Source organism: Pseudomonas sp. W2Oct36 (genome assembly GCF_041060465.1).
In the GTDB taxonomy this organism is placed as follows: Bacteria; Pseudomonadota; Gammaproteobacteria; order Pseudomonadales; family Pseudomonadaceae; genus Aquipseudomonas; species Aquipseudomonas graminis_B.
In genome coordinates, this window is the sequence record NZ_JAUERW010000005.1 from 1 (window position 1) to 18194 (window position 18194).

Consider the following 18194-nt stretch of genomic DNA (forward strand, 5'->3'; position numbering starts at 1 on the left):
AAGCATCTGAACCGAAGCATTCCTCGCTGCTTACTTCGTCCAACTCTTTGATTATCAAGGAGTTTTCCGTTTCGTCTGCGCCGGAAGTGGGCGAATTATAGACAGATCCAGAGGGGCGTCAAGCACTTATTTGAACTTATATCGCAATCACTGATATTTGGCGCCTTTGCTGCTTAACAGACCGTTAGCCGTGGGGTCTTATAGGGAGCGCGAGCCTCGTGACCCGCTGCGCATGCGGCTCCGAATCGCGAGCTACAGCACTGCCATCGACGCGATACACGATGTCACTGGCATTTGTCTCACTATTGAGCGATGTTTAGCCCGTGCGCCTCAACATGGTGCCCCTGCCCCACATGGACGTGAAGGTCGGCGGCGGCATGCGAATTCCGGATAGTCACTGACCGCAATGTGCCGGTCAGGTAAGGATATGAATGAAGTACTTTTTGATGGCACTGGCAGCATTGGCTGTCGCTGGTTGCGCAGCGACGTCTAAACCGGTCATGGGCAAACGCGGGATTCATATCAACTGCTCGGGGCTTTCGTCCTCATGGGAGCAGTGCTATGACATGGCGACCAACTCCTGCGTGTCCAAGCAGTACCGGGTGATCGCCAAATCCGGTGACGGCGCCGAAGACACTGGAGGCTACCCGCTCGGTCTCAATCCTGCGGGGTACACCAGTCGCAGCATGATCATCGTGTGCAAAAAACCGACGAATCCCTAGTCGGCCACCGGCATACCAGCATCTGACGACCCGCGGCGTTTGAAAGGCGTCTATATAGATAGAGAACGCCAGGCGCAGGCCCGTAAGTGATGCCACCGCCTACGCAGCGGTGGCAGCGGCATCAGACCGCTTGAGTACGACCGTTCAGCCAGGCCAACGCGGCGCCCTCCACTAATGGAGTGAGGCGCTGTCTGACCTGAGCGTGGTATTCATTAAGCCATTCACGCTCCTCATGCGTGAGCAAACCGATTTCAAGGCAGCGCGTGTCTATCGGGCACAGCGTGAGGGTCTCGAACTTGAGAAACTCGCCGAACTCGGTCTTGCCCGCCTCTTGGTTAATCACCAGATTTTCAATACGGACCCCCCACTGTCCCGGCCGATACGTACCTGGCTCGATCGACGTAATCATCCCCGGCTGCATTGCGGTCTGCGGCGTGGCAGCAGCCTGATAGGCAATGACCTGCGGGCCTTCGTGCACGTTAAGGAAATAGCCGACGCCGTGACCGGTGCCGTGGCCATAGTTGACGCCTTCGGCCCAGATCGGCGCGCGAGCAATCGAGTCAAGCAATGGTGAAAGAATGCCACGGGGGAAGTGCGCTCGGGACAGCGCGATGACGCCCTTCAGGACACGCGTGCAGTCACGCTTCTGCTCAGCCGTCGGCGTGCCCACGGGCACCATGCGGGTGATGTCGGTCGTGCCGCCCAGGTATTGGCCGCCGGAATCGATCAGCAGCAAGCCGTCACCTTCGATTTGCGCGTGCTCTTCTTCGGTGGCGCGGTAATGAGGCATGGCCCCGTTGCCGTTAAAGCCGGCGATGGTGGCGAAGCTCTGGGACACATAGCCCGGGCGACGGGCCCGCGCCGCGCTGAGTTTCTCGTCAATAGTCAGTTCGCTGACGGGCTCTTTGCCCAGCGCTGAATCCAGCCAGGCGAAGAACTCGCACAGCGCTGCCCCATCCTGCTCCATCGCCTGGCGGATATGCCGGGTGTCGGCGGCGCTTTTCTGCGATTTGAACAGCGTGCTCGGGTTGAGGCCTTCGACCAGCGTCACTTCGCTGTCGAGATAATCAAGCAGGCCACAGGTGACGCGTGCCGGATCGACCAGCAGCTTCGCATCTTTAGGCACGTTGCGCAGCGCGCTGCCGATACGCGTGTATTCATGCAGGGTGATGCCCTCCTGTTCGAGGGTACTGCGTAGCGCGGCGTCGACTTTCTCTGACGCGACAAACAGGTTGACACTGTTCGGGCCGATCAGGGCGAAAGAAATGAACACCGGGTTGTAGGAGACATCGGCCCCGCGCAGGTTAAACAGCCAGGCGATGTCGTCCAGCGTGGCGATGAAATGCCAGTCCGTGCCACGCTCGGCCATCACTGCGCGCAGTCGAGTGAGTTTGTCGGCACGGGTTTCGCCAGCGTGGGGCGTTGAGTGCTCATAAACAGCCTGAGCCGGCAACGCAGGCCGGTCGTCCCACAGTTCAGTCAAGGGGTCGAGGTCCGTGCGCAGCCGTGCGCCTTTCTCGTACAGATTCGCAGCCAGCGTACGCGACGACGCCACGGCCAATACCGCGCCATCCACTGCGACGACGGAATCCGTCCTGGCTTGCTCGGCGAGCCAGTCAAGTGGGCCGGTCTGACCCGGCTGCAGTTTGACGAGCTCGATGCCGCTGCCTGCCAGCTCCTTGCTCGCCTGCTCCCAATAACGACTGTCAGCCCAGACACCGGCGAAGTCCTGGGTGATGATCAAAGTGCCGACGGAGCCGTGGAAGCCGGACAGCCACTGCCGCCCTTGCCAGTAACCCGGCAGATATTCAGAGAGATGAGGGTCGGCCGACGGCACCAGCCAGGCGTCGATGCCTTCACGGCTCATCAGGGCGCGCGCTTGCGCAAGGCGTTGCATCGCCACTCCAGTGGTTTTCGACTGCGTATTCATTGAATCTCCTGGTGACCCGAATTGTTTGCATCGCAGACCCGGATAATGGAGCAGCGATCAAGGCTGAGCAACCGCAGCGCCGCATCCACCCAACGCATGGGAATTGAGCGCTCGGACAACGGCATCGAGCACCTGCGTAATCCTCGGGCCTGTCACCCACTCAGCCACATTGATTTATATATAACCCAACACTGTTCTTTGTATAAAACTGCAACACCGCCGTGATCAGTTGATGGGGCAATTCAAACTCAGGTGGTTAGTTAACTCGACGCATAATGACCACTGAATGCGCCATTCAAAAATCGAGCGCCATAAAACCGTTGCCCCCGGTCCACGCCCAAGTTCTGACGTTGGAAATACGTCTTCCCTGTCATTTCTGGTTGTCAAAGCGCCGGTCTTAGCGAGCGCCTAAAAAGCGTCGCGCACCAGGACAGGGCAGTGATGTTTTATTGACTGTTATTAAAATCAATTACTTAGAGAGACTGATCGCCCGCTGATCAAAAAATTAACAGAATGATGGCGAAATAATTTGACAGAAAGTCCGCCTCCGTCGATATATACGCATGTCCAATGTTTTCCCGTTTTTGCAGCGCGACCTTAGAGCCGTGCGCCGAGAGCATTCCGACTTAATTACCCTGCGGCTGCCCATGAAATTAACGATTCCAACGGTGTGAAATCAGCGCCGGTGGGCAGTTTTTGGTTTAAAGAAAGCTTTTCCGAATTACTGAATATGCTCGGTGGGGCGGTAGCTTTGCCCAACGGTTTAGTCAGCCAGTGATGTATGAAGCAACCGTTTGAATGCACATATTAATGAATACAACGGCAGGATCTGCAGATTCGGGCGGTAGCGTGCCTGAAGCGTAATTCTCTCCCCTCCCCTGCACTCCTCACTCCCTACGAGGGCCTGATGCAATGCCTTTATCTTTCGACATGGATGAGCAGTTGGTTCAGCGACTGGCTGACGAAATCGATACCAACGGCTTTGCAAAACTGAACGCGGCCGTGCCTGACACGGACCTGCAGCAGTTGCGGGCCTGGACTGACGAACAGGCGCAGAAACACCAGGGCGAATACTTTGCCTACCACGGTGAGGCGGCCCTGAGCGAAAGCCTGCTGGCGAGCTACTGGTCCGACCCGCGCTTCAAGACACTGCTGGGTCGCCTCTATCACCATGCGGCCCGCCGCGACGCCGCCAGTGACCGCATCTTTCCGGTGCTGCGCTGCGTGCAGGGCAACCAGGGCAAGCGCGAGTCCAACAGCTTTCATTACGACGCCAGCCTGGTGACTGCACTGATCCCGGTGTTCATTCCCAGTGAAGGAGAAGGACGCGGCGATCTGATGCTGTTTCCGAACATCCGCCGGGTGCGCTCATGGGTGGTGTTCAACGTGATCGAGAAAGCCCTGCTGCAGAACAAGATCTCCCGCAGCTGGATCATCAAAGGCATGCAGCGCAACTGGCTCAAGCCGTACGTCCTGCGCCTGGAGCCGGGCAGCGTTTATTTCTTCTGGGGTTATCGGAGCCTGCACGCCAACCAGGCCTGCCGGCCAGACGTGAAGCGCGCCACCGCGCTCTTCCACTTCGGCGATCCCCATGCAGGCAGCCTGGCCACCCGATTGATCCTGAAAATCAATCAGGGCCGCGCCCGGCGGATGAGCACCAAGGCAGGCAACCCGCCGCCGGCCTCCACCCCCAGCTGATTTCGCTCGAACCTGGCGTTGATGGCCCGGCGCCACACCGGCGCCACCGCATCACGGTCCGGAAAGCCTTTTAAAAGCTGTGCATCTGAAATGGAGAATTCGATGATCAACGTCACCAAGACCTACCTGGGCGATATCGACAAGTTCAAAGGATACGTCGAGGGCATTTATGCACGCGGCTGGCTGACCAACCACGGGCCGCTGGTGTGCGAGCTCGAACAACGCCTGAAAGATTATCTGGGCGTCAAACACGTCATCCTCACCAACAACGGCACCCTGGCCCTGCAAGTCGCCTACCGCGCGCTGGGCCTGAGCGGCAGCGCCGTGACCACGCCGTTCAGCTTCGTGGCCACCAGCAGTTCGTTGCAGTGGGAAGGCATTCGCCCGATCTTCGCCGACATCGACGCCCAGACCTGGAACATTTCGCCTGAGCACATCGAAAGCCGCATCGTCTCCGACACCACTGCCATTGTCGGCACCCATGTGTTCGGCAACCCGTGCGCGGTTGAGCGCATCGAAGAGATCGCCCGTAGGCGCAATCTGAAAGTCGTGTACGACGGCGCCCACGCCTTTGCCGTACGTCACGCCGGCCAGTCGGTGCTCAATTGGGGTGACATCAGCACGCTGAGCTTTCACGCCACCAAGTTGTTTCACACCATCGAAGGCGGCGCGATCATCACCAACGATGACGAAACCGCGCGCCGTGCTCACCTGCTGTGCAACTTCGGCATCGCCGACGTCGACAAGATCGACGGGATCGGCATCAACGCCAAGCTCAACGAATTCTCCGCCGCGATGGGCCTGTGCATTCTCGACGACATCGAGAACATTCTTCAGGAACGCGCTGAAATCGCTGACCGCTACACCACCCGCCTGGGGGATTATGTCGACCTGCAGCGGCCGGAAAGCAACAGCGAACTCAACCACAGCTATTACCCGATCGCCCTGCGCGACGAACAACAACTGCTGCGTTTGCGTTCGGCGCTGAACACCAACGGGATCAACCCGCGCCGTTACTTCTACCCGTCCCTGGACACCCTCGAGTACCTGCAGCCGCAAGCGGCACAAACCGCTTCGCGTTCCTTGAGCGAGCGCGTGCTGTGCCTGCCGATTTACCCGGGCCTGCTGCACGACGATCAGGATCGCGTGATCAACACGGTGATCGCCGAAACCAGCGCCGCCCACTCGCCGTACCGTGTGCCGTCCCTCGCGAAGGTCATGTAACCCCGCCGCGCCATTCATCCCTTTACGCCGGAAGGACTTTCGATGTCAACCAAGCGCTCAGTCATACGCAACACTGCGTTGAGCTATGCAGGCCAGGCCTACACGCTGCTCGTGGGGATCCTGATCATGCCGTTCTACCTCGGCCACATGGGCGCCGAGGCATACGGGCTGATCGGATTCTTCTCGGTGCTGCAGGCCTGGCTGCAATTGCTGGACGCAGGGATGTCGCCGAGTCTGGTCAGGGCGGTGGCCCATCGTCAGGGCAGCGATGGACTGGATCGCTACACCGGGCGCCTGCTGCGTTCGTTCGAGATCATCTTCCTGCCACTGGCGGGCCTCTGCTGCGTGGCGATGTATGCCGGCAGCGGATGGATCGCGGTGCACTGGCTCAATGCCCAGGAACTGACGACTGAGACGCTGGTGCAGTGCATCGGGCTGATGGGCATCGTCATCGCCCTGCGCTTGTTTTCAACGCTGTACAAAAGCGGGATTCAAGGCCTTGAACAGCATGCATGGCTGAACATCGCTAACGTGATGATCGCCACGCTGCGCTACTTCGGCGGCCTGCTGCTGGTGAGCACGATTTCCAACGACCCGGTGCACTTCTTCGAATTCCAGGCGCTGGTGGGCTTGATCGAAGCGTTGATCTTCGCGGGCCGTGCCTATCAGCAGATGCCGACGCCGTCGGCGCTGACCGGTTTCGACTGGGAGCTGGTCAAGCCGATCATCCCGTTCGCGGCCAGCATGTCCGGCACTGCGGTGCTGTGGATCGTGCTCACCCAGATCGACAAAGTGTTGCTCTCCGAGCTGCTGCCGCTCAATGAATACGGCTACTTCTCGCTGGTGGCGTTGATCACCACCGGGATCATGATGCTCTCCAACCCGCTGGCGCAGACGCTGCTGCCGCGCCTCACCGTGTTGATGGCTGAAGGGCGCCGGGACGACATGCACCAGCTGTATCTCGCGGCCAACCGGTTTGTGTGCACGTTCCTGTTTCCCCTCGCGGCACTGATCGCGCTGCACGCCGACGAGATGGTGTTTGCCTGGTCGGGCGACCGGCCTGCCGCCGACTGGAGCCGGACGATTCTGCCGTGGTACTCGCTGGGCAGCGCCATCATGGCGGTCAGCGCGTTCCAGTTTTACCTGCAATACGCCTATGGGCGCATGCACCTGCACGTCTGGTACAGCGTTGTTTCAGCGCTGATCACGGTGCCGGTGATGTTTCTGGCGATTCGCGGCTACGGCGCTTACGGCGCGGCGATCGCCTGGTTCGTATTGCGCGTCGTGTCCTTCGCCATCTGGCCTGTGATCGTGCACCAGCGTCTGGCCCCGGGGATTCACAGCCAATGGCTGCGCGACATCATCCGCATCAGCGTGATGACCGGCGTGGGCCTTGCGATCACCGAGCCGCTGCTGCGCCTGATCGCCAATGAGAACCGCATCAGCATCTTCCTGGGTCTGGCCGTCTGCGGCCTGCTCACGCTGCTGATGGTGGCCGCCAGCTACAAGCCGCTGGTGATGAAGATTTCCGTTTTGTTCAGCAAACCCAGTGTTTAACTCCGAGTACTCAAGCCATGGATGCTACTAGCAATAAGACGAGCGCCTCGCCGTGCGCCGCGCCCCTGGTCAGCATCGTCTGCCCAGCCTACAACCAGGAGGCCTATGTCGCGCAGACGCTGGAAGGCTTCCTGATGCAGCAAACCACGTTCGCATTCGAAATCCTGGTGAACGACGATGCCTCCACGGACGGCACCGCCCGCATCATTGCCGATTACGTCAAACGCTTCCCGACGCTGATACGCCCCTTCTACCACGAGACAAATCAGTACTCGCAGAACAACCCGCCGGTGCCGCGTCTGTTCGGCGAAGCACGGGGCCGCTACATCGCCTACTGCGAAGGCGACGACTACTGGACGGACCCGCGCAAGCTGCAGATCCAGGTGGATTTTCTCGAGAACAATCCGGATTACGTGCTGACCTACCACGACGCGATCCCCTTCGACATCAGCGGCCAGTACCCGATCCAGCTGCAAGGCAAGCTGCGCGGGGACGCCACGGCGCTGGAGCTGCAGAAGGCGCGGCCGGTGTCGACGCTGACCACGGTGTTCCGCAACGTGTTCGAGTCGTTGCCCCCCGAGCTGCGCGCCGCGCCGCTCAATGATCTGGTCTGGTGGTCGCTGCTCGGCGCCTACGGCAAGGGCAAATTCATGGGCGAGGTCAAGCCGGCCATGTACCGATTGCACCCGGGCGGCGTGTTTTCCATGCGCTCCAACAAACGCAAGCTGCACATGGCGCTGCAGACCTCGGGCGCCCTGGCCAACTACTACAACCGGCTCGGTCATCAAGAGCTGTATGAGCATTTCCTGATGGAGCTGGTCGAGTACTCGCTGTCGGCGATTACCCCCAAACGCAAGATGCAGACACTCCTGGCCGTTGGGCAGAACTTCACCGCAAACATCAGCAAGAGACTGATGACGACCCTCAGCAAAGGTCATGTTCAGTAACGTCCTGGTGGTCTGCGTCGGCAATATCTGTCGCAGCCCCATGGCCGAAGCCATGTTCCGACAACGGGTGCCGAACGCGCGCGTCCAGATCTCGTCGGCCGGCACCCACGCCATGCTCAGTTCCACCATCGACCCGCTGGCTCAGGCCGTGCTGCACGTCAACGGTGTCCCCGCCCACAAACATCGAAGCCGTCAGATCGATCGGCAGATGCTCCACGAAGCTGAGCTGATCCTGGTCATGGAGCATCGTCAGACCCAGAGCGTCCTCAAGCTGGCCCCCGAGGTACGCGGCAAGACGTTTCTGATTGGCAAATGGCAACAAGCGCTGGAAATCGCCGACCCCTACCGGCGCCCGAAACTAGCCTTTGAACAGACCTACGAGCAGCTTTCGCGTTGTGTCGACGACTGGCTTCCTTATCTTCAGTCAGGAGATCCAAGATAAATGACCGCTATGAACCGTACTTCTCTGGACGAGGTCCAGGACTCCCGGATCGATTTGGCGACTATCTTGCGCACACTTTTCGATCACAAAGGATTGATTGCGTCGATTGTCGGCATCTGCGTCCTGCTCGGCGCCACCTACGCCATTCTGGCCACGCCGATCTTCCAGGCCAACGCGATGATTCAGATCGAGCCGCGCAAAGTCGGCATCGAAGGCCGCACCGAAATTTCCAGCAAGCCGCTGTCGGTGTCCCAGGCGACCACCGAAATCGAGCTGATCAAATCCCGCGCAGTGCTGGGCAAGGTCGTCGATGACCTCAAGCTGTACATCGTGCAGAAGCCCAAGTACATCCCGGGGCTGGGCAGCTACATGGCGCGTCGGTTCAAGCCGGAGCGTGAAGGCGCAGTGGCCGATCCGATGTTCGGCTTGAATAGCTACGCCTGGGGTGGCGAGAAAATCGACGTGTTCCAGCTGGACGTGCCGGACACGCTGCTGGGTGAAAAGATGACCATGGTGGCGGGCAAGCCTGGCACCTTTACCCTCTATGACGAAGACCGCAACAAGCTGCTCAGCGGCCCGGTCGGCCAGACCGTGGAAGGCAGCGGCATCAAAATCCAGGTGGCGGCGCTCAATGCCCGTCCGGGTACCGAGTTCACCGTGGCGCGTCAACGCACCCTGACCACCGCGCTGGATTATCAGGACCGTCTGAAAATCATGGAAGCGGGCAAGGACTCCGGGATCGTCTATCTGTCGATCCAAGACCCCGACCCGGCACTGGCCAAACGCATCCTCAACGAAGTCAGCCGCCTGTATGTGCGTCAGAACGTCGAGCGCAGTTCGGCCGAAGCCGCCCAGCGTCTGGAGTTCCTGCGTTCGCAACTGCCTGCCGTGCGCAAGCAGCTGGAGCAGTCGGAAATCGCGCTGAACAACTTCCAGATGGGCGCCAAGTCGGTTGACCTGAGCGTTGAAACCAAGTCCGTTCTGGATCAGGTGGTCAAGCTGGAAGGCACCCTGTCAGACCTGAAAATGAAGCGCGTCGACGTCGAGCGTCTGTACACGCCGGAGCATCCGACCTACCGCGCCCTGATGACGCAGATCGGCCAGGTTGAATCGCAGAAAGCCGCGCTGCTGAAGAAGATCGAAGCCCTGCCGGCCACGCAACAAGAGTTGCTGCGGCTGAACCGGGACATGCAGGTCACCTCGCAGACCTACACCCTGTTGCTGGACAAGAGCCAGGAGCAGGACATTCTGCGCGCGGGCAGCATCGGCAACGTCCGCATCATCGACAACGCCGACGCCAACGTCGAAGAGCCGGTCAAGCCGATGCGCAAAATCATCGTGCTGGTCGCCGCCCTGATCGGTCTGCTGCTGGCCGTTGCCACCGTGTTTGTGCGCCAGGCGTTCTATCGCGGTGTGGACAACCCGGAAGTCATCGAAAACCTCGGCATGCCGGTGTACGCATCGCTGCCGTATTCGCGACTGCAGGAACGCATGGAGAAGGCCGCCCAGAGCCGTTCGGCGAGCAAGGAGCCGCGCCTGCTGAGCGTCAGCGCGCCGACGGAACTGGCGATCGAAGCATTGCGCAGCCTGCGCACCAGCCTGCACTTCGCCATGCTTGAAGCCCGCAACAACGTGCTGATGATTTCCAGCCCGACGCCGGGCGTGGGCAAGTCGTTCGTCTCCAGCAACCTGGCGGTGATCATTGCGCAGACCGGCAAACGCGTGTTGCTGATCGACGCCGACATGCGCAAAGGCTACCTGCACAAGATGTTCAACCTGACGCCCAAGCATGGTTTGTCGGACACCCTCGCCGCGCGTCTGGGCAGCAAGGAAGTCATCAACCACACGGAAGTGCGCAACCTGGACTTCATCTCCTGCGGTTACGCGGCGCCGAACCCGTCCGAGCTGTTGATGCACGACAACTTCAACAAAATGATCAGCGAGCTGTCGCCGCTGTACGACCTGGTGATCATCGACACCCCGCCGATTCTGGCCGTGACCGATGCCACGCTGGTCGGCCGCCAGTCTGGCACCTGCCTGCTGGTGACCCGCTTCGGCCTGAGCACCGCCAAGGAAATCGAAGCGTGCAAACGCCGCCTGATGCACAACGGCATTCTGATCAAGGGGGCGATCTTCAACGGTGTCCTGCGCAAGGCGTCGACCGCCGACTACGACTGCGCCGCGTACGGTTACGACTACACCACGGTCCGCAAGTAAATCGATACGCACGCCAAGGAGACACACATGGCCAGGACCCTTGCAGTGATGCAGCCGTATCTGTTCCCCTACCTGGGTTACTTTCAGCTCATTGCCGCCGCAGACGTCTTCGTCCTGGGAGACGATCTGCAGTATGTGCGGTCCGGCTGGGTCAATCGCAACCGCATCCTGCACAACGGCGAAGCGAAGCTGATCAGCTTCCCGTTGCAGAAAGACCGCTTTGAGCTGCAGATCAATCAACGTCAACTCTGCAACCACTTCAGCGATGAAGCGCTGCGGCTGATTGATCTGCTCGCCGAGAGCTATCGCGAGGCGCCCTGTTTCGCGCAGGTCATGCCGCTGCTGGAGCGGTTGATCCGTTTTCCGCAGCAGAACATCGCGCTGTATGCCGAACACGCCATCCGTGAAATCTGTGCTTATCTACACATCGTGACGCCGATCCTGCGCAGCTCGGACCTTATACTGGGTAGCGCTGCGGACAAGCAGGAGCGCATCATCCGCATCGCTCACACGTTTGAAGCCACCACGTTCATCACCCCGGAAGGCGGATCGGTGCTCTACGACCGTGATCACTTCGCCCGCAACGGTTTGCTGGTGCGGTTCTTCCGGATGAACCCGGTGGTGTATCGGCAGTTTCGGCAACCTTTTGTCGCCAACCTGTCGATCATTGATGTGCTGATGTTCAACTGCGTCGAGCAGGTGCAGCAGATGTTGACCGAATACGGGCTGGACAAGCATCCATCCTGCGCCGGGCCGGGCATAATGCGCGGGCTGGCACAAAAACCTGACGTTGTCCTGACCGGGTCGCACCGGATCGCAGTGGAGTGAAATGTATGTCTGAAGTCGTCAACAGCGCCTGTGGCTCCGCGCGGTGGTACCTCATCCAGACCAAGCCCCGCCAGGAAGCACGCGCGGCAGAGCACCTGCAACGTCAGCAGTTCGAGTGCTACCGCCCGGTCAAGCACGGCGAGAAAAAACGCGGCTCACGGGCGCCGGCCGAAGAAGAGCTCTTCCCCGGCTACCTGTTCATTCACATGGATCAAGCCAGCGACAACTGGTACCCGATCCGCTCGACCCGCGGCGTGGCGCGCATCGTCACCTTCGGCGGCATGCCGGTTCCGGTGCAGGATGCGTTGATCGAGCAAATCCGCCAGCGTCTGTTGGCGCCGTTGGCGCCGCCGGCCAGGGTCGCCTTTCAAGAAGGTGAAACGGTGCGGATCACCGCCGAGGGCTTCAACGACGTCGAGGCGATCTTCCTCGCCGCCGACGGTGATGAACGCGCGGTGATTCTCCTTAACCTGCTGCAACGCGAGCAAAAGGTCAGCCTGCCGGTCAGCAGCCTGTCGCGGATGCAAGTCCAGGCTTGAACCGAGCCTTACTGCCCTTCAACTTCTTGCACCTCTGATCCACACATCCTGATTCCCACGGGGCTGATGCTTTCAGCCTCTTGACCCCCCTTCGCCCGGAACTCGCCATGACCCAGAAAACCACACTGGTGACGCTCACCTATGGTGATCGTTTCAACTACCTGCACACGCTGGTCAGCCGCTCCCTGGAAAGTCCGCTGATCGATCGCGTGATCATCGTCAGCAACGCGTCCACCGCGCCGCTGGACACCCTGCGGCGCACCTGGCCGAATCAGGTCAGCGTGATCTACATGCACGAGAACACCGGTTCGGCGCGGGGCTATTCGGTGGGAATCCAGGCCGCGCTGGACGCCGGTGCCGAGCACATCTGGCTGATGGACGATGACAACGCGCCGACCATCAACGCCATCGCCACACTGCATCAGGTGCTCGAAGAACGTAAACGCATCGACGGCGAAGACAAGGCCGCCGTGCTGGGCTTTCGTCCAACCCATCAGGCGGACATCGCCGCCGGCGTGCCGAACCGCTTCGCCATTCAGCGGCGCTCGAGCTTCTTCGGTTTTCACATCGCGCAGCTGCCTTACAAGATCTGGCGCCGACTGCCGTGGGGCGCGCCGCAAAGCCCGCACCGCAAACTGCCCATGGTGCAGTTGCCGTTCGCCACGTACGGCGGCCTGCTTGCCCACCGCAATCTGTATCGCCGCATCGGCCTGCCGCTGGACGCGTTGATGCTGTACGCCGACGACAGCGAATACACCTTTCGCATCACCGCCGGTGGCGGCCGGATCTTTCTGGTGCCGGACGCCTTGCTCGACGACCTGGAAAGCTCGTGGAACATCAAGGCGCGCACCAACAACATTTACGAGAGCTTCCTGCTGGGGGGCTCGGACTTGCGCGCCTACTACGGCGCACGCAACCAGGCCTGGTTCGACAAAAACATCTGGGCCAATTCGTCGCTGCTGTACGGCCTCAACCGCTGGGTGTTCTTCCGCCTGCTGCGGCTGATCGCCAAGCGGCGCGGTGCCGAGGAGCGCCTCGGCCTGATCGAACAAGCCATCCGCGACGGTGAGTCCGGGGTACTGGGTCTGAATCAGTCGTATCCATTATGAAAATACTGTTCATCAGCAGCCTGTATGCCCCTCACATTGGAGGCGGCGCGGAAATCATTCTTCAGCGTACCGTCGAAGGCCTGCAGCAGCGCGGCTGTGAAGTCAGCGTGCTGGTGACCGGCCCCGACGCGGGCTTGAGCGTTGAAGCGGTGAACGGCGTCAAGGTCTACCGGGCCGGCCTGCGTAATTTCTACTGGCATTTCGGCGCACAACGGCCTGGCCGTCTGGCGCGCCTGGGCTGGCATTTGCGGGATCGCTACAACGGCGCAATGCGCCGATACGTGAAACACGTCATCGGCAACGAGCAGCCGCAACTGGTGGTCTGCCACAACCTGGCCGGCTGGTCGGTGTCGGTCTGGGACGAGATCACTGCAGCAAAACTGCCGATCGTGCAGGTGCTGCATGACATGTACCTGATGTGCCCGAGCAGCAACATGTTCAAACGCGGCCAGTGCTGCCAGGAGCAATGTGGCAGCTGCCAGACTTTCCGCAAGGGCCACGACGCGCGCTCGGCCCAGGTCGCGGCGGTGGTCGGTGTCAGCCGCTTCATTCTGGAAAAGCTGCAGCAGCGCGGTTATTTCAGCGCCGCCAGCCCGTACGTGGTGCACAACGCCAGCCCGTTCACGCCGCCGACCGCCTCGCCCCATCAGCGGCGGCAAGCGGACCTGGCGACGAAAAAAGCGCCGTTGCGCTTCGGCTACATGGGCACGCTGTCCCATCAGAAAGGCGTGGCCTGGCTGATTGAGCAGTTTCAGCGATTGCCCTTCGACGCCACGCTGCAGATCGCCGGGCGTGGCCAGACGGATGACGAAGCCACCTTCAAGGCGCTGGCGAATTCCTCGAAGATCAGCTTCGTCGGTTACCAGACGCCTGAAGCGTTCTACCGCCAGATCGACGTCGCCGTGGTGCCGTCGCTGTGGAACGAGCCGTTCGGCATGGTCGCCGTCGAGGCCTGCGCCCACTCGGTGCCGGTGATTGCCAGCCGCATGGGCGGTTTGCCGGAGATCATTCAGGACCCGCTCAACGGTTTGCTGTGCGACCCGCAGGACCCCGACTCACTGGGCCAGGCGATGTTGCGTTTGCACCAGAACCCGGAATTGCTGGCGCGCCTGAGCGGTCAAGCGCGGGTCAGCGTGGCGTCATTACTGAACCTTGAGTTGATGCTCGACAGTTACCAAAGCATTTTTGCCCAGACGCTGCTGGACGACATTGCCCAGCCCAACCGGGACACGCTGCCCCACCCGGTCTGAACACGGCGGCATGCCTGCACGTGATGCCGACACTAACGCCGACGGCCCGAGACCTACCTGAGCAAGTGCTCCGGACCGTGCCTCTTCACTGAGACAAGCCATGCTCATCCCATACCTGACCCGGTTACGACGACCCTCGGCCGTCCTGTTGCTGGGCTTGTTGATCAGTTGCGCCACGCGGGCTGACGAAGCGTTCATCATCGGCGTCGACACGCACTTGATGAACAAACCCGGCACCTCCGGCCGCGCGCTGCAGCTGCTCAAAGCGGCGGGAGTCGACTCGGTGCGCGACGATGCCTATTGGTCCAGCGCCGAGCCCCGACGAGGGTTATTGAAGATTGAGCCTTCGTGGCAGTCATTCCTGAGCACCGCCCAGGAAAACCGCCTGCGACCGCTGTTGGTGCTGGGCTACGGCAACCCGTTTTACGAGAACTACGCCAAACCGCGTAAACCCTCGATGCGCGATGCCTACGGCAACTACGCCAGCTTCGTCACCCGCCAGCTCACCGACAGCGTGGACTTCTACGAGATCTGGAATGAGTGGGACAAGGAAAACCCGGTCGATCCTGGGTTCGCCGAAGACTACAGCCTCCTCATCGAACAGACCGCCAAGCGCATTCGCGCCAATCAGCGGCCGATGGTGATCCTGGCCGGCGCGGTGACGAGCCAGGGCATGGACCTGGGGTTTGCCGATCGGCTGGTGGAATCGGGGGTGCTCAACCATGTCGACGGGCTGTCGCTTCATCCCTATGTGTATTGCCGTTCGGATGAGCGCAACACCCCGGAAAACTGGATTGCCTGGCTGCGGCGGATCAGCGAGGACCTGACGGAAAAGAACCGCAATAAAGAGCCGGTGCCGCTGTACCTCACTGAAATAGGCTGGCCCAGTAACGACGGCCGCTGCGGCGGTGACGAGAAGATTCAGGCGGCGTTTCTGGCGCGCAGTTTCTTCCTGGCGCAGACGATGCCCAACATCAAGGGCATGTGGTGGAACGGCCTGCTCAACGACGGCCCCGACGGCACTGACCCGGAGCAGAACTTCGGTCTGCTGAATCAGGACCTGAGCGTCAAGCAGGCGTACCTGACGCTGAAGGCCATCAGCCCGACGCTGCATCAATTCCGCTACGACGCTGAAAAGAGTCGGGAAATCGACTCGCAATACCTGCTGCGGTTCGCCCGGGGTTCGGAACAGATCATGGTCGCCTGGACCGCCGGGCTGCCGCGATCGATCAAGGTGGACGCCAGCAGCGTGTTGCGCGGCAACGTGCAATACATCGACACCCGCCAGCCGCAACGCGGGCTGGTCGACAGCGGTATCCCGTGGAACTGCAACGACGGGCGTTGCTCGGCGCAAGTGCCGATTGATGACTTCCCGAAAATAATAAGCCTGGGCACACGCCCGGCACTGTTTGCCTTGCCCTGATTTCTGCCTTTTTTATTTCGGCCCTTCTTTTGGGCGCCCCTTCATCCAGGGCGCTGACGGCTCTGCGCACGACCCCTTTATCTCTTCTACAGGTCGACCACAATGATTGTGATCAATGCACGTTTCCTGACCCAGGAATTGCGTGGCGTTCAACGCTTCGCCGAACAGATCTGCCTGGCCCTCAAGCAGCTGCGCGACGACGTGGTGTTCGTTGCGCCCCACGGCATTCAGATGCACGAGAGCGCCAAGGCCCTCGACGTGCAATGCATCGGCAGCCACCGCGGCCACCTGTGGGAACAACTGGACCTGCCGCTGTACCTGCGCCGTCAGGGCAACCCGCTGCTGATTTCCCTGTGCAGCACCGCGCCGCTGTTTTACCGCAACCAGATCGCGACCCACCACGACGTCACCTATGTGCGTCACCCGGAAAGCTACACCCGCACGTTCCGAATGCTGTACCGGACCATGACGCCGATCATGCTGTCCCGGATCAAATCGCTGCTGACGGTGAGCGCCTTCTCCAAGGGCGAAATCTCGCAGTTCTACAGATTCCCGGAGAAGAAAATCTTCGTGGTGCCCAACGCCGTCAGCGGTGCGTTTCAACCGGGCCCGCCCCTTAAAGAGCAACAGGACTACCTGCTGGCGGTGTCTTCGCCCAGCGCGCACAAGAATTTCAGCCGGATGATTCAGGCGTTCCTCCTGCTGCGCGGTCACGATGATCTGCAATTGCGCATCGTCGGTGGCGCCAGCGGAATCTTCAGCGACGAAAACCTGCAACGCCTGGCCAGCCGTGACCCACGCATCCGCTTTCTGGGGCGCCTGAGCGACGACGAACTGATCAGCCAGTACCAGGGCGCAACGGCCTTTGTGTTTCCGTCGCTGTATGAAGGCTTTGGCATTCCGCCCCTGGAAGCCCAGGCGTGCGGTTGCCCGGTGCTGGCGGCGAACGCGGCGTCGATTCCTGAAGTGCTGCAGGCCAGCGCGCTGTATTTCGACCCGCTGGACATTGAGCACATGGCTGCCGCCATGGAGCGCGTTCTGACTGACATGCCGTTGCGGCTGTCGCTGCGCCGACGCGGACTGAACAACGTGGCGCGGTTCTCCTGGGAAGAATCGGCGCGCCAGGTTTCCCAACGCATCGACGCACTGCTGAGTCCGGCCAGAGACCGGCGCAGTAGCCAGGGCAGCGATGCCCTGGGTCGTGAATCTTCCAGCAAGCTCTGAGGCACTGCCATGAAACGCCTTGCCTACCTCGACGCGTTGCGCGGCATCGCTGCCTTGATGGTGGTCTTCACCCATTTGTACGCACCGGTGATCGGTCACGTCTGGGCGCTGGATTACCTGATCGACCCCGGCAAATTGGGGGTGCTGTGGTTTTTCATGATCAGCGGCGTAGTGATTCCCTACAGCCTCAAGCCGGTGCCCGACGGCGCCCGACGCTTTCTGATCTCACGCTTCATGCGTTTGTACCCGGCCTACTGGCTGTCGCTGGTGTTGTTTGTGCTGATGCTTCAGTTGACCGGCGCGCCGCTGCCGTCCTGGCCGCAGATCGTCGCCAACCTGACCATGGTGCAAGCGGCACTGGGTTTTGACGACGTGGTCGGCCTGTACTGGACGCTGTTCATCGAACTGGTGTTCTACGGCCTGTGCCTGGCGTTGTTCATCGCCGGCAAGCTGTACGACCTGGCATTCCGGGCGCGCTGTTCGCTGGTGTTTCTGCTCGCCGCGCTGGCAATGGGCATTGCCCGCGCACTGACCGAACACAAACTGCCGGTGGCGCTGCCCCTGGCGTTGTCGCTGATGTTCTTCGGCTCGGTGTGGCGCCAGTGGTTGCTGGCCGAACACAGCGCGGCGCTGACGCGAAACCTGAACATGCTGTTCGTGGCCTTCGCCGTGCTGCTGCCGCCGACGCTGATCATGGCCTACAGCAAGGACATGGGCACCGGCGAAACCTGGGGCCGTTACTGCTTCACCTACGCCGTGGCCATCGTCAGCTTCGTGCTGCTGACCCGCAGTGTGCGTCTGAACCACCCGGCGCTGGTCTGGCTGGGCGCAGTGAGTTATTCGCTGTACCTGCTGCACCCGTCGATGGGCATGCTCAGCGAGTTTCTGCTGCGCGGGGCCGACGCACCGGGCCTGCTGGTGGCGCTGGTCGCGACGGTGCTGACCCTGGGCGCCGCCCATCTGTGCTTTCGCTACATCGAACACCCTTTCATCCAGCTCGGAAAACGCCTCAATAACCGCAACGCCAAGACGCAGCCTGTGAGCGTCTGATTTAGCGCCTGCGAACATGGAAAGGTTGTGGGAC

15 protein-coding genes are annotated in these 18194 nt (G+C 60.9%); 14 read left to right on the forward strand and 1 reads right to left on the reverse strand.

Annotated elements, in window-relative coordinates; all coding sequences use genetic code 11:
* The first annotated feature begins 431 nt into the window (after positions 1–431).
* On the forward strand, positions 432–722 hold the full coding sequence (locus QWI18_RS09375) for a hypothetical protein (protein WP_065986263.1): 291 nt from the start codon (positions 432–434) through the stop codon (positions 720–722).
* Between the two features lie 121 nt (positions 723–843).
* On the opposite strand, the gene QWI18_RS09380 is transcribed toward QWI18_RS09375, so the two are convergent.
* On the reverse strand, positions 844–2652 hold the full coding sequence (locus QWI18_RS09380) for an aminopeptidase P family protein (protein WP_369318708.1): 1809 nt from the start codon (positions 2650–2652) through the stop codon (positions 844–846).
* 912 nt (positions 2653–3564) lie between these two features.
* Between QWI18_RS09380 and QWI18_RS09385 the strand changes: the two genes are divergently transcribed.
* From QWI18_RS09385 to QWI18_RS09445, 13 genes are all read left to right on the forward strand, one after another.
* A complete protein-coding gene (locus QWI18_RS09385) occupies positions 3565–4350 on the forward strand; it encodes a hypothetical protein (protein WP_192134832.1) in 786 nt (261 codons plus the stop codon).
* A gap of 102 nt (positions 4351–4452) precedes the next feature.
* Positions 4453–5574, forward strand: a complete 1122-nt coding sequence (locus QWI18_RS09390) for a DegT/DnrJ/EryC1/StrS aminotransferase family protein (protein WP_065986260.1) — start codon at positions 4453–4455, stop codon at positions 5572–5574.
* A 42-nt stretch (positions 5575–5616) separates the two neighbouring features.
* Positions 5617–7131: a lipopolysaccharide biosynthesis protein gene (locus QWI18_RS09395; protein WP_192134828.1), complete on the forward strand. Its 1515-nt coding sequence runs from the start codon at positions 5617–5619 to the stop codon at positions 7129–7131.
* 17 nt (positions 7132–7148) lie between these two features.
* Positions 7149–8078, forward strand: coding sequence for a glycosyltransferase family A protein (locus QWI18_RS09400; RefSeq protein WP_192134826.1), 930 nt, complete (start codon positions 7149–7151; stop codon positions 8076–8078).
* Entirely contained in the window at positions 8068–8520 is a 453-nt protein-coding gene (locus QWI18_RS09405; RefSeq protein WP_065986257.1) for a low molecular weight protein-tyrosine-phosphatase, read from the forward strand. Before QWI18_RS09400 ends, QWI18_RS09405 begins: the two co-directional genes overlap by 11 nt.
* Positions 8521–10737 (forward strand): polysaccharide biosynthesis tyrosine autokinase, encoded by a 2217-nt coding sequence (locus QWI18_RS09410; protein WP_369318709.1) that lies wholly within the window; start codon positions 8521–8523, stop codon positions 10735–10737.
* Between the two features lie 27 nt (positions 10738–10764).
* Entirely contained in the window at positions 10765–11565 is an 801-nt protein-coding gene (locus QWI18_RS09415) for a WbqC family protein (RefSeq protein ID WP_192134824.1), read from the forward strand.
* 5 nt (positions 11566–11570) lie between these two features.
* On the forward strand, positions 11571–12104 hold the full coding sequence (gene rfaH, locus QWI18_RS09420) for a transcription/translation regulatory transformer protein RfaH (RefSeq protein WP_192134822.1): 534 nt from the start codon (positions 11571–11573) through the stop codon (positions 12102–12104).
* A 107-nt stretch (positions 12105–12211) separates the two neighbouring features.
* Positions 12212–13213, forward strand: a complete 1002-nt coding sequence (locus QWI18_RS09425; RefSeq protein ID WP_296306181.1) for a glycosyltransferase — start codon at positions 12212–12214, stop codon at positions 13211–13213.
* Positions 13210–14463 carry a glycosyltransferase family 4 protein gene (locus QWI18_RS09430; protein ID WP_192134818.1) on the forward strand — a complete coding sequence of 418 codons (1254 nt, stop codon included), beginning with the start codon at positions 13210–13212 and terminating at the stop codon, positions 14461–14463. Before QWI18_RS09425 ends, QWI18_RS09430 begins: the two co-directional genes overlap by 4 nt.
* Before the next feature lie 100 nt (positions 14464–14563).
* On the forward strand, positions 14564–15886 hold the full coding sequence (locus QWI18_RS09435; protein ID WP_065986252.1) for a hypothetical protein: 1323 nt from the start codon (positions 14564–14566) through the stop codon (positions 15884–15886).
* Positions 15887–15988: 102 nt separating this feature from the next.
* Complete coding sequence (locus QWI18_RS09440; protein ID WP_369318710.1) at positions 15989–17110, forward strand: glycosyltransferase family 4 protein; 1122 nt, start codon at positions 15989–15991, stop codon at positions 17108–17110.
* Positions 17111–17119: 9 nt separating this feature from the next.
* Positions 17120–18160: an acyltransferase gene (locus QWI18_RS09445; RefSeq protein WP_065986250.1), complete on the forward strand. Its 1041-nt coding sequence runs from the start codon at positions 17120–17122 to the stop codon at positions 18158–18160.
* The last annotated feature ends 34 nt before the right edge of the window (positions 18161–18194 follow it).

What these genes read in the sequence shown, in the direction of transcription:
- QWI18_RS09405 (WP_065986257.1), top strand. Translation starts at nt 8,068, where the DNA reads ATGTTCAGTAACGTCCTGGTGGTCTGCGTCGGCAATATCTGTCGCAGC.
- QWI18_RS09380 (WP_369318708.1), bottom strand. Translation starts at nt 2,652, where the DNA reads ATGAATACGCAGTCGAAAACCACTGGAGTGGCGATGCAACGCCTTGCG.
- QWI18_RS09375 (WP_065986263.1), top strand. Translation starts at nt 432, where the DNA reads ATGAAGTACTTTTTGATGGCACTGGCAGCATTGGCTGTCGCTGGTTGC.
- QWI18_RS09435 (WP_065986252.1), top strand. Translation starts at nt 14,564, where the DNA reads ATGCTCATCCCATACCTGACCCGGTTACGACGACCCTCGGCCGTCCTG.
- QWI18_RS09415 (WP_192134824.1), top strand. Translation starts at nt 10,765, where the DNA reads ATGGCCAGGACCCTTGCAGTGATGCAGCCGTATCTGTTCCCCTACCTG.
- QWI18_RS09430 (WP_192134818.1), top strand. Translation starts at nt 13,210, where the DNA reads ATGAAAATACTGTTCATCAGCAGCCTGTATGCCCCTCACATTGGAGGC.
- QWI18_RS09410 (WP_369318709.1), top strand. Translation starts at nt 8,521, where the DNA reads ATGACCGCTATGAACCGTACTTCTCTGGACGAGGTCCAGGACTCCCGG.
- QWI18_RS09445 (WP_065986250.1), top strand. Translation starts at nt 17,120, where the DNA reads ATGAAACGCCTTGCCTACCTCGACGCGTTGCGCGGCATCGCTGCCTTG.
- QWI18_RS09395 (WP_192134828.1), top strand. Translation starts at nt 5,617, where the DNA reads ATGTCAACCAAGCGCTCAGTCATACGCAACACTGCGTTGAGCTATGCA.
- QWI18_RS09440 (WP_369318710.1), top strand. Translation starts at nt 15,989, where the DNA reads ATGATTGTGATCAATGCACGTTTCCTGACCCAGGAATTGCGTGGCGTT.
- QWI18_RS09400 (WP_192134826.1), top strand. Translation starts at nt 7,149, where the DNA reads ATGGATGCTACTAGCAATAAGACGAGCGCCTCGCCGTGCGCCGCGCCC.
- QWI18_RS09425 (WP_296306181.1), top strand. Translation starts at nt 12,212, where the DNA reads ATGACCCAGAAAACCACACTGGTGACGCTCACCTATGGTGATCGTTTC.
- rfaH (WP_192134822.1), top strand. Translation starts at nt 11,571, where the DNA reads ATGTCTGAAGTCGTCAACAGCGCCTGTGGCTCCGCGCGGTGGTACCTC.
- QWI18_RS09390 (WP_065986260.1), top strand. Translation starts at nt 4,453, where the DNA reads ATGATCAACGTCACCAAGACCTACCTGGGCGATATCGACAAGTTCAAA.
- QWI18_RS09385 (WP_192134832.1), top strand. Translation starts at nt 3,565, where the DNA reads ATGCCTTTATCTTTCGACATGGATGAGCAGTTGGTTCAGCGACTGGCT.